Source organism: Acinetobacter sp. CFCC 11171 (assembly GCF_003268405.1).
GTDB lineage: Bacteria > Pseudomonadota > Gammaproteobacteria > Pseudomonadales > Moraxellaceae > Acinetobacter > Acinetobacter amyesii.
The window spans coordinates 85199-97546 of sequence record NZ_LQXP01000011.1 but is presented as its reverse complement, the minus strand read 5'-3'; the positions used below and the strand labels follow the sequence as shown (position 1 = coordinate 97546).

Sequence of the window (12348 nt, the reverse complement as noted above, 5' to 3'; positions counted from 1 at the left end):
CACTATAGCTACAATGAAAATGGTCAATTATTTCAAATTCGCCAGCCGAATGTTTTTACTCAATTTGCCTACTTTGCTGATGGCATGATTGCATCAAAAACTTATACCCATGTGCAAACGCGTCATAGCCAAACCGAAGAGTTTGAATATAATCTGAATAACCAACTGAGCAAAGCAAAAAATAAAGAAAGCCAAAATGATTTCTATCGGAATGCGCTTGGGCAATTGGTACGTGAACATCAGCATTACAACGTGCCAAATTTAAAGCCGATGACAGCGGTATTGCGTTATGAATATGATGAGTTAGGGAATTTAAATAAAACGATTCGTCCCGATGGGCAAGTTCAAAGCAATCTAAGCTATGGGTCAGGGCATATTTTTGGAATCGCTTTTAACAAACAAGATATGGTGGCGTTCCAACGTGATGATTTGCACCGTGAAACAGTACGCATGCTGGCAAATGGTTTAATTCAGAGCAAAAATTATAATGATGTCGGTCTGCTGAGTTCACAAATTATTCAACCAGAACAAGAAACGGTAGGTCGTGTACAGCATCAAGCAGAACGGCATTATCAATATGATCAAAATTATTTGCTCACCCAAGTAAATGACAGCCGATTAGGTAAGCTGACTTATCAGTATGATGCCATTGGCCGTTTAACACTGAGTCAAAGCCTACATCAAACAGAAAACTTTGCTTTTGATCCAGCAGGGAATTTGATTGACCCAGTTGCCACGCAAACATCACAAGTGAAAAGTAATTTGATATCGCAATATAAAGGTAAAAATTATAAATACGATGCGCAAGGTAATGTGATTGAAATTAGCCATGCAGGCAAAACATTAAAACTGACGTGGGATAACCTGAACAGATTGATTCGCAGTGATCATCAGGGGCAGGTGACTGAATATGGTTATGATGTATTTGGACGACGCTTGTTTAAGAAAAACCAAAATGCGCAAACCCTGACTTTATTTGGTTGGGATGGTGACTTGATGATTTGGGAGTCACAGCAATCTAATAAAGCAGAAGAAAACTACACCAAGCATTATGTCTATGAACCACAGAGTTTTGTGCCACTACTACAAACGGGCTATACAGGGTTTATCAAGCTTTTAGAAACCCCTGACTATGCCCAATTTCAACATGAGGATTATTCAGTTTATAAAGATCCGATTTGGAAGCATGAAACGAGAAAAAATAAAGCTGAATTAGAAAAAGTTGCCTTTTACCACTGTGACCAAGTAGGAACACCACAAACATTGACTAATGAGTTAGGTGAGTGTGTTTGGGAAATTAAACAGGATACATGGGGCACAGCTTTAGAAATAAATACAGGTGATAACCTGCTTGAGCAAAGTAATCTAAGATTCCAAGGACAGTATTACGATAGTGAAACAGGGTTACATTATAACCGTTATCGTTATTATGAGCCGTTTAGTGCAAGGTATGTGAGTAAGGACCCAATAGGGTTGTTTGGAGGGTTGAATAATTCTGCTTATGTAAGTGATCCAAATCTGTGGATTGATCCAATGGGGTTGCAAGATAAAAATAATAATGGTTTTACTCAAAAAACTCTTGAGCTTATGGCAGCCTCTGATAAGAGAGCTATAGATTTGATAAAACGTGAAAGTTCTTTTATGTCTGTAGAGAAGAGAGAGGCGAATGCAGAAGCTTACAGGCAACAACAATTAGCAGCAAAAGTTAAAGAAGATGAACAAAAAAGGAAAGAGAAACGAAGAGAATATAGTGGACAGATGGGGATTAATCAAATGAATGTTCCTGGAAAGTCTCAAGTACCACAAAAATCATTGACCCAAATAGCTAAGGAAAATGTAAAGACTACAGGCACAATTGGTGAGTTTTCAACAAAAGCAATTGGTGGATTTAGTGGGGCAGTAGGGTTAGCAGATTCTCAAACTGCGGATGGTAAAAATAAAAAATGTGGAATAGCCTATATTTGTCCTTCTTTTGGAGCGGCAGTAGAGGTCACTGGAAGTATACAAAAGTTAGTAAGCACCTCAGAGTTGAGTTCAGGTATTAGCGCATCAACTTGTGTAAATGGAGCAGCAGGTGCTTTAGTTGGTGCTAAAGGTTCAGTTTGTACTACAAATTTTGATTCGAGTGGGATCGATTTGAAAAATAGAACAACAGGAATAAAAAGCCCAAAAGATTATGCAAGTGTAGATAACTATACTGGGACTGCGGGTCCAGCTATAGGCGTTGCTTTAGGGGCTGATGTATCTTTTTGTCCTCAAATAACAATTTGCAGTGCACCCAAATAATATTTTGTTTTATATGGAATTTTTATGAGAATTTTATTGTTGATTTCACTGACTCTAGTATTGGGAAGTTTGGGAGGATGTATAAAGTCTAATACCGAATCAAAAAAATTGGAAGTTATACAAGTACCTTGTGAGATATATAATGAAAATGGAATTATTGGTTGTGGAAAAATACCAATAAGTCTAAAAGAAGAAGTTAATAAAATATTATCTCCACATTGTAATAGCAACTTTGATAATTTCAATGCAGCAACAAAAAAATGTTTGGAAGAAAATAAAAAAAGAGTAAGTGATGCTTATTTTTTAGGAAATTTTACATATTACGGAAAACATTTTATAAAAAATGAAGATGCTGGATTAGAACTGATCAAGTTTTCAGCAGATAACCAAAATCCAGAAGCAAATTTGTGGCTCAGCGAATACTACGCAAAAAATGGTAATATTCAACAATCCATTAAATATCTTAAAATTGCTTCAGATTTAGGAAGCCCCTTGGCTATGCATAACTTGGGTGCAAGATATAGTAGAGGTTTGGGTGTTGAGAAAAATATTGAAAAATCATTGCTATTATTAAATCAATCAAAAAAATATATTGCAGCTTCCTATTCTGAAATAGCTTTGATTGATTTAATGAATGGGGATGTGGATAGTTTTGTTAAAAATAATAATATTGCAGCTGAAAATAAATATTGGTTTGCTCTTGCTGATCTAGCAGCTCTATATCTCGGTGAAATGCCTAGTTTTGAAGAGTACTTGGATTTAGAAAAAGCAGATGAATTGGCTAATAAACTAATAAGTCATGATGTAATAACAGGAGATTTTATTAAGGCTAGAGTGTTGAAGCATAAAAGTGAAAAAAATCCTGAAGTTTGTAAATTATATAAAAAATCATTTGAAAATGGTTACTTGCCAGCTGGAATTAATTTGGGTGCTGAATATTTAAAAGGAAATTATTGTGAAAAGGATTACCATCAAGCATTAAATGTTAATTTAGTTTTATTTAAAGTTGGGAGCAATGATATAAAAATTGTTTCAGCATCAAACTTAGGATTTATATACTTAAATGGTTTAGGTGTGCCAAAAGATATTGTTCGATCTAAGGTGTATTTGGAATATGCTGCAGAGCATGGTTATCAGCCCGCACAAGATATGCTCAATAATTTGAAATAAACTTTGGGGTTGTACTAGATTAGCAATATGTTAATCAATGAAAATAAAGCTAACTAACTGTAAATTAGGTAAGAAAATCCAATTAAAACTACTAGAATTTTTCGTGCTAGAAGTTACTGCAAGAGCTGCTGCTGATTTATTAAAAATTCATAATAATTCAGCAGCACTTTTGTTTACTAAAATTCGTAAAATTATTGCTTATCATTTAGAGATAGAAGCCTTTGAAATATTCGATGGTGAAATTGAGTTAAATGAAAGCTATTTTGGTGGAACTCGTAAGGGTAAACGAGGGCGTGGTGCCGCTGATAAAGTTATTTTTTGTATTTGGATTATTGAAGCGTAATGTAAGGTTTATACCGTTGTTGTTCCTGATACTAAATTTAGTACTTTAATGCCTGTAATTCTAAGAAAATTACTCTAGATAGCATTGTCTATACTGACCAATGGCGTAGCTACAATGCCTTGGATGTTGCAGGTTTTTGCCATGATAGAGTTAATCATTCAACTCATTTTGAAAATGGGAAAAATCATATAAATGGAATTGGGAATTTTTGGAAACAAGCGAAAAGAATATTGAGAAAATATAATGATATTCCTAAAGAATTTTTTCCCTTGTTTCTAAAGGAATGTAAGTTTAAATTTAATTATGGAAGTCCAAGTCAACAGTTGAAAACTTTGCGAGTTTGGACTGGAATTCAAACCTTATCTATTAAAGCCCCAAAATTTTATATATTAATTATCTAAGCAAACTTTTGTTGGCTAAATGTCTTTTATAATTTTAATTTACAAAACTATAGGGCTTTGTTGCACAAAGATTTTAAATGCAAAGCGCCCCTAATTGAGCCAAATTTAAGGCGTAACTTGGGTAAGTTGCCGATCTAATTCCGTAAATCTGTTAAGGACTGCTACACGTGTATGAATCTCATTCACTTGGCTATCAAAACTCCTTGCACAGAGTTTATCTCCTAATAATTTGATGCAATGCATCTTAGTTTCAACCAAACTTCGCCGATGATAGCCTGACCATTTTTTCCATAGTGTCCTGCCTGAGAAGCACTGCTTCGCAAGATTAACCGTTTGAAGTAATTTATTTCGCTCTAGCGAGCTACTCTTTGTATCTTTCCATAGTTTCGCATTTTTTCTAGGTGGAATCACCGCATGCCCTTGCCGATATGCAATGACCTGACGGCATGGCTTGGTGTCATAAGCTCCATCAGTATAAACAGAGTCAATCCGCTCATCTTGTGGAATCTGATTAAGTAAATCACCAAGCACCTGTGAATCACTGACATTATTGGTTGTAAGCTGAACTGCTCGTATTTGTAGGGTTTTAGCATCTATACCAATATGAGGTTTACGCCATTGGCGACGATATTCAGGTCCATGTTTCTTGCGTTTCCATTCGCCCTCACCTAGAAACTTCATGCCTGTAGAGTCTATGAGTAGATGCAGCCCATCGCTACTTTTTTGGTAGCTGATTACAATATCAATATGCTTTTGTCTTCTACAAAGCGTGGTGTAATCTGGAGCTATCCAATTTAATCCGCAAAGTTTAATCAGACTTTGCACAAAGCCAGTAACCATACGTAAAGACAGACGAAATAAGGATTTAATTATTAAGCAGCATTGGATGGCTGCGTCGGAGTAGGTTTGATTTCGCCCTTGTTTGCCTTTTGATGGCGCATACCATTGCGTAGCAGGATCAAACGAAAGGGCAATATTTCCGCGACTCATGAGTGCTCGGTTATATGCGGGCCAATTGGTTGTGCGGTAGATTTTGTGTGTAGGTTTCTTCATTTGAAAATTATATCGCTGAAAAAGCCTTTACAGATAGGATTGTGCAACAAAGCCATTGTACTCCCTCAAAATTTTGATCTAGTAAATTTTTTAATATTCTTTTCTGCGATTTTTACTTTTTATTTTTTATTTATGTATATTATTAAGAGTTCCGCAGCTTCGTTAATATATCTCAGTGAAAACTCAGAACAAATTTTTGACTTGTATGGCTTTAAAAACTCTCAAGAAATATATCTATTAATTGCACGACATGAAGATACATCAGAGAAATTAATTTTAGAATCTATTTATGATTAGCGAAAAGTTATTAAAGATGATCCTTATCCTGAGGATTATTCTGATAAGAAATGAAAAAGTCTATTTTATCTTTAATTACATATTTTGCCCAAGCAAGATAATGATACCCAAAAATGGATTCGTAAATGTTTACTGTCTACAGATCAGAGTATATCAAGATTACGCAGTATGGAGACTTCATCATTAAATAGTAATATTAAATTTAGACTGGCTACAAAAAATCTTAAAGCATTTACATTATCTAAAAACTTTATTAAGCGTTTTGCTATAGGGATTGGTTTTTTAACAGCAGGCTGGGATGTATGGAATGGCGGGAATGATATCTCAAGTGGTAAAAGATTAGATGGTGCAATTACAATGGTAAGTGGAGGAGTGTTAATTGGTTCTCTTTGGATCATGGGAGTACTTCCAGTTTTAGGGTGGGGATTATTGGCTCTAGGTATAGGTCTTTCGATTGTAGGTCTATCTATTAAGGAAAATGATATGCAAATCTGGTTACGTAGATCTTTGCTATGTTCTCAATCTTCTTTTTTTGGGGCTCCAAAGATATACACCTTTTGAAAGCTTTGACGAGCAACAAAAAAACTGGAATCTGAATTTCACCAAATAATATTGAAGGAAGTCATTAATGCTAAATGGTACTTTACAATATCCACATTATAAAAATCGTAGATTGTTAACTCAACAAGAAAAAGAATTACGACTTTCAAAGAGTTTTTGGGGGGATGATTATAAAAACCATGGGTTTAATTTCATTAAAATGAATTCAACTTATTTAGAATGTGTTAACGGTAGTTTTTTTTTAAAAGGTAATGCTTATCTTAATTTTTTATTTGGCGCTATAACTGTAATTCCAATTATATTTATTTTTTCGTTATTTTTATTTTATTCTATAGTTATTAAAGATGGAGAAAATTTTTTTGGATATCTAATAGTTTTTTCTCCGCTTCACATATTAATGGGTAGTATTTTATTTATTTTTTATAAAGTTTTTAATAATTTTAAAAAGTATGAAATTGAAGGTTTTAACTATTATCCAATTCGATTTAATAGAAAAAATAAAAAAAGTCTATGTCTATGATGTGAGTGGAGAAGTATTTGAAGGGCATTGGGATAAAATGGATTTTATTTTAAATCGTAGGTTGGGGGGATATGAGGGGTTTTTCTGGGAGATTAAAGCTTTTATAAAAGATGAAAATGAGATAATCCAATATACGTTTGCTTTCGCATTGAGTAAAACAAAAAAAGACGAAACTCTTGAAATTTGGGAGTTTATAAAAACTTACATGACAAGTGGTCCTATGAATCTTTACTACAATAAAAATGCATCAGATATTATTGGTCGACTTCCAAAAAATAAACTTAGTTACTGTTTAGATATCGAAAATCAACCAGAATCCTTAGAACAAAGTAAACAGATTGTTGCTTTAGATTATCAGAGTGAAATTCGATCATTCTACTCACGAGCAATGATTAAAATATTAGGTTTCTGCCGAAATAAATTTATTACTTTGGATAAACAACCGAAATGGCCTCAGTGTGTGGAGCATGAATGTCAGGTCGAGCAAGATGACCCGTACATTGTCGATGCATCTACGACCTATCAGTTAGACACTTATGGTCGTGTCATTAAATCATAATTTTTATACTTAATTTTGAGCTATTTAAACATCAAATGGAGTTAACTTCTTATGAGACTTTATATAATAAGAATCAGAATTGAGTATGTATTAAGAAGATTAAAGACATTTAGAGTCTTTTCTGACTGCTACAGAAATAGAGGTAAAAGATCAGGTTTGAGGTTTAATTTACTTGTTGGAATTTATAACTATCTGTTGGTTAAATAATGCTTTATGAAAGAGACCTATTATTTAGCTTTTTGGAAATGGTTTTGAACAAAAAGCCCCTCAGGGCTTTTTTTACATATAGGACTTAAGGCAATTGCTTAATCGGACTACCACCTAAAGCTTGCATCAAGGTCACATAAGCATTGTATTGACTCTGCTTAGTTTGAACCAAAGACAGTCGTGCATTACGCGTGGTCTCCTGTGCATCAAGCAAGTTTTTTAAGGCAATCGCACCATGACGATAACGCACTTCAGTCAAACGCTCGGTCTTTTCTGCAAGCTGTAAATTACGTTCTTGTAATGCAACTTGTTGACTTAACTCAGTACGATTGGATAGCGCATTTTCCACATCGGCAAAAGCCTGATACAAGGTCTGACGATATTGAATAATAGATTTTTCATAATCTAAGCCACTAATCGCAAGGTCTTTCTTCATATCGTTATATTGCAAGAAAGGTAAACTCAAACTTGCACCCAAAGCCAAAGCGGGGTTTTGTAATAAATTACTCAAAGAGGTACTGCTCGATCCTAAACTGCCAGTCAAACTAATCGAAGGATAGTAACTCGCTTTCGTTGCATCTTTATTTGCCAAAGCTTTACGTAATCTTAATTCGCTCGCTTGTAAATCTGGACGGCGAGACAACAACTCGGCAGGTAAACCTGCTGCAATCGTCGGTAATGCAATTCGAGGTAAACGCTGCGGCTCTGAAATATTCAGTTGTTGCACAGGTTGATGCAATAACACAGCCAATGCAGTACGTGTTTCCACTTTTTGTTGGTCAATTTGGCTTAAGGTCGCTTTTTGACTTTGGACCGACTGTTCTGCTTGTGTTAGATCTAAACCTGAAACGGCGCCGGTTTTATATTGCACCTTGACCAAGTCATAGGTTTTTTGCGTACTGGCCAAATTTTGCTGCGCAATACTGTAGCGCTCATTTAAATAGCCAAGTTGCCAATATAGGTTTGCTGTTGTTGCAATCAAGCTTTGGGCAGTGGCTTGCAGGTCCTGTTCAGTCGCTAAAGCTTCCCATTTTGCGGCCTCAGTCTGGCTAGCCAAACGACCAAATAAATCTACTTCATAACTGACGCCACCACTGAGTGATACACCTTTTGATGAGTCATCACCTGAGTTAAGGTCAAAGTTATGTCCAGTTGAAACACTTGAACTCACGCGTGGCCCTTGTTTATTTTCAGCCAAACCTGCTTGTAGTCGAGCTTGCTGTAAATTAATACCTGCAACAGCGAGGTCTGTATTGGCAGCTAAAACTTGATTCACCAACTGGTTTAATTGAGCATCATTAAACAATGTCCACCATTGGTCAGCATAAGTATCTGCATGAACTTGCTGACTCATGGCTTTCGCATTTTGAAATTGCGTCGGGATTTGTGTTGCAGGAGCTTCATACGGCGTCTTAACCACAGCGGCACAGCCAACTAAGCTACTTCCGAGAATGAAGGCACTTGCAAGTTTAGTTAAGGTCATTTGCATCATTATTTCCTTATTCGCGAGAAAGCGCATCGACAGGGTTCAGCTGTGCGGCATTACGTGCAGGAATAAAGCCAAACACAATACCAATCATACTTGAGCAGACAAATGCAGCAACGATAGACGTTGTTGAATAGGCCATTTGGAATGTTCCACCGGCAAAATGACTAATCAATTGTCCAATACCTAAAGATAATAAAACCCCAAGCACACCGCCTAAGATACACACCAACACCGCCTCAATCAGGAACTGCTGTAAAATATCACTTTGACGGGCACCCACGGCCATACGTACACCAATTTCTTGAGTACGCTCAGTCACAGAAACCAACATAATGTTCATGACCCCGATACCACCGACGATCAATGAAATCACCGCAATTGCAGAAACTAACAAGGTCATCGTTTGTGTGGTTTTCTGAATAGTTTCACGAATACTGTCAGCGTTTTGGGTAAAAACATCTTGCGCTCCATGACGCTGAACCAATAGATTCAAAATGGCATTTTCAGCCGCGGCACTTGGATATTCATCTTTAATACGGACAATAATGCTTCGCACATTGGACTGGCCGAGCATTCGACTCATCACGGTCGAGTAGGGCAAATACACATTCAGACTGTCTGAATTACCCATCATGCTTTTCTGTTCTTCGATCACGCCAATGATACGACTCGGCACACTGCCTAATAAAATCACTTGACCCACAGGGTTGGTGCCATCAGCAAAGAAGGTGTTTTTGGTGTTGTTATCAATCACCACATCTTGAGCTTGTTCAGTCACACTTTCTTTGTCAAAGGGCTGCCCAGCGGCGAAATTCATGCCTCTGACATAAAAGAAGTCTTCGCTGACACCATTGACCGTTGCAGATGCTTCGGTATCTTTAAATCGTGCTGTGACATTCGAGTTGACTGAAGGACTAACGCCATCGACATAAGGTTGTTCCGCAAGGGCCGTCGCATCGGCTGGAACCAGTGTTTTTACTTGGGATGATCTAGAATTATCACCAAAGCCTCGACCTTGATACACCGTAATGGTATTGGTCCCCAAGCTGCTGATATTTTCTAAAATCTGCTTTTGTGAACCATTACCCAAGGCCACAACGGATACCACCGAGGCAATACCGATAATAATCCCAAGCATGGTAAGAAAAGTCCGCATACGGTGAGCATTCATGGCTAGAATCGCCATACGGAATGCTTCACCAAGGCGGTCAACGGCTGAGCGCCAGCTCGAGGTTTTCTTCTGGGTATTTGGAATGAGTTGTTGCTTTTCTAAAGGTTCATCATCTGTTTCAGGCACATTGGGCTGATCTGAAATGATATTACCGTCAGAAATTTCAATAATACGCGTCGCATTTTTTGCAACATTATGGTCGTGCGTGACCAAAATAATGGTATGACCTTTGGCATTGAGTTCGCGCAAAATCCGCATCACTTCAATACCACTATTCTTATCTAATGCACCGGTCGGTTCATCGGCAAGAATAACATCGCCACCATTCATGAGAGCACGCGCAATCGACACACGTTGTTGCTGACCACCCGAGAGTTGGCTCGGACGGTTTTGGGTTTTTTCACCCAGTCCAAGATCGGTTAGTAGTTGCTTGGCACGTGCATTGCGTTCGGTTGCATCTGCACCGGCATAGATTGCGGGAACTTCGACGTTACCTGCAGCATTCAAATCACCGAGTAAGTGATAACGCTGGAAAATAAAGCCAAAATATTCACGGCGTAACTGTGCCAGTTCATCTGGTTCAAGTTCACGAGTTTCACGCCCTTTGACTTTGTAGCTGCCATTGGTTGGTTTATCTAAACACCCCAAAATGTTCATGAGGGTAGATTTACCAGAACCGGACTGACCTACAATTGCTACCAGTTCACCTGGGTAAATCTCAAGATTAACCCCTTTTAGAATTTGGACTGTGCTTTCACCGGCAGGGAATTCACGCGTCAGATTCTTGACCTCGAGTAGAGGTGTTTGATGTTGACTCATGATTACATTCTCATTGGGCCGCCAGCACCACCACGGTTGCTGCGTTTCGCCGAATCATTAGAGGTATCTGAACCGTCGGCAATCACGACTTTGTCACCTTGTTTTAAGCCACGGATCACTTGTGCGGTCACACGGTTATTTAAACCAAGTAATACCGGTTGTGGTTGCGCAGAACCATCCGCTTGCAATACACGCACCATAGCAACGCTCGCTTTGCCTTGTTTGACCAATGCTTTTTCAGCTTCAGTCAGTTCTAAACGTTTAGGGCGATTTGGATTGTCTTTGTTCGATCTAGCTTCTGCGCTGGCATTTTTATCAGCAGATTGACCATTTGCAGATGCATTATTACGGCTACGTTGTGGACGGTTCGAGGTTTGAACGGCTGCGGAAGGTACAGTCAAGACATTCTTGGCTTCATCTAAAATGATATACACCTGAGCAGTCATATCGATACGCAATTTACCGTCTTCATTTGGGACATCAAATAACGCATTGTAGTAAACCGCAGTACTTGAAGACGAAGAGGTGTTGTTGTTACTTTCGGTGTTAATTGAGTTTGGCGCAGGCTCAACTTGGCGCAGGGTAGCATAGTGTTTTGTTTCACTGTCGCCCAAGGTTGTAAAATAAACGTTTTGACCTTCTTGGACTTTCATCACATCGGCTTCAGAAATTTCAGCTTTAATGGTCATGGTGTCGAGCTTTGCTAATTTCACAATGGTCGGCGCACTTTGGTTGGCATTTACGGTTTGGCCTTCTTCAGTCACAATCGCCACGATGGTTCCATCCATAGGTGCAACAATTTGTGTATAGCCTAAGTCTTCTTTTGCAGTCGCTAAAGTTAAACGTGATTGTTCGATTTGTGCATTAATGGCTGCAATATCAGCTTGTGCAGTTTTATAACTTGCTAGCGCAGATTCAAGTTCTGCACGACTAGTCGCGTCTTGAGCGTACATTGCTTGTTGACGATTATATTCAGCTTGGACTTTTGCAAGATTTGCTTGTTTAACTGCCAATTGCGCTTGTTGGTTTTTGATGCTGGCTTCTGCAGTTTTTAAATCATTTTCCTGACGTACCGAGTCAATACGGGCAATAAGCTGACCTTGTTTAACTTCATCACCGAGTTGCACATACATCTTTTTCACCTGACCAGAAACCTGTGCACCAACACTCACCATTTTGGTTGCTTCAAGTACACCTGTTGCAAGTACAGAGTTTTCAATGTCACCACGACTCACTTCAGCAGTAATATATTGCGGCTGAGTTTCTTTAGGTTTTAGGAAATGCCATGCAGTGACAGCGATTGCCAAAGCAACGATGATGGCTACGATCAATTTTGCTGGTTTTATTTTTGGCATGATTGGCAGTTAAAAGTTTATAAAGATGATTGAATTATAAGATTTAAATACGGATAAATTGTGAACTTTTTGAACAAATAGTAATGATAATTATTCTTTTATACTGCAATGCAAGTT

General features: G+C 37.8%; 9 protein-coding genes and 1 pseudogene. 6 read left to right on the top strand and 4 right to left on the bottom strand.

From position 1 onward, the window contains the following. The 3 genes and pseudogenes from AVJ20_RS18665 to AVJ20_RS07500 all read left to right on the top strand — a co-directional run. A partial coding sequence (locus AVJ20_RS18665) for an RHS repeat-associated core domain-containing protein (protein WP_228157181.1) occupies positions 1 to 2286 on the top strand: 2286 nt, incomplete at its 5' end. A 24-nt stretch (positions 2287 to 2310) separates the two neighbouring features. After that, positions 2311 to 3456, top strand: a complete 1146-nt coding sequence (locus AVJ20_RS07505; protein ID WP_111884761.1) for a tetratricopeptide repeat protein — start codon at positions 2311 to 2313, stop codon at positions 3454 to 3456. Between the two features lie 37 nt (positions 3457 to 3493). Further along, positions 3494 to 4200: pseudogene (locus AVJ20_RS07500) on the top strand (IS1595 family transposase). Between the two features lie 105 nt (positions 4201 to 4305). On the opposite strand, the gene AVJ20_RS07495 reads toward AVJ20_RS07500, so the two are convergent. Next, positions 4306 to 5253, bottom strand: a complete 948-nt coding sequence (locus tag AVJ20_RS07495) for an IS5 family transposase (RefSeq protein ID WP_111884760.1) — start codon at positions 5251 to 5253, stop codon at positions 4306 to 4308. A 465-nt stretch (positions 5254 to 5718) separates the two neighbouring features. On the opposite strand from AVJ20_RS07495, the gene AVJ20_RS07480 reads away from it, so the two are divergent. From AVJ20_RS07480 to AVJ20_RS18655, 3 genes are all read left to right on the top strand, one after another. After that, entirely contained in the window at positions 5719 to 6111 is a 393-nt protein-coding gene (locus AVJ20_RS07480) for a hypothetical protein (protein ID WP_111884757.1), read from the top strand. A gap of 67 nt (positions 6112 to 6178) precedes the next feature. Next, positions 6179 to 6631: a hypothetical protein gene (locus tag AVJ20_RS18660; protein ID WP_228157180.1), complete on the top strand. Its 453-nt coding sequence runs from the start codon at positions 6179 to 6181 to the stop codon at positions 6629 to 6631. Between the two features lies 1 nt (position 6632). Next, complete coding sequence (locus tag AVJ20_RS18655; protein ID WP_228157179.1) at positions 6633 to 7190, top strand: DUF6708 domain-containing protein; 558 nt, start codon at positions 6633 to 6635, stop codon at positions 7188 to 7190. 292 nt (positions 7191 to 7482) lie between these two features. Here AVJ20_RS18655 and AVJ20_RS07470 read toward each other — a convergent pair whose 3' ends face one another. Genes AVJ20_RS07470 through AVJ20_RS07460 form a run of 3 tightly spaced genes read right to left on the bottom strand, consistent with a single transcriptional unit; the run spans position 7483 to position 12231 of the window. Next, complete coding sequence (locus AVJ20_RS07470) at positions 7483 to 8886, bottom strand: efflux transporter outer membrane subunit (protein ID WP_111884756.1); 1404 nt, start codon at positions 8884 to 8886, stop codon at positions 7483 to 7485. A 10-nt stretch (positions 8887 to 8896) separates the two neighbouring features. Then, on the bottom strand, positions 8897 to 10876 hold the full coding sequence (locus AVJ20_RS07465; RefSeq protein ID WP_111884755.1) for a MacB family efflux pump subunit: 1980 nt from the start codon (positions 10874 to 10876) through the stop codon (positions 8897 to 8899). 2 nt (positions 10877 to 10878) lie between these two features. After that, entirely contained in the window at positions 10879 to 12231 is a 1353-nt protein-coding gene (locus AVJ20_RS07460; protein ID WP_111884754.1) for a MacA family efflux pump subunit, read from the bottom strand. Positions 12232 to 12348 lie beyond the last annotated feature (117 nt).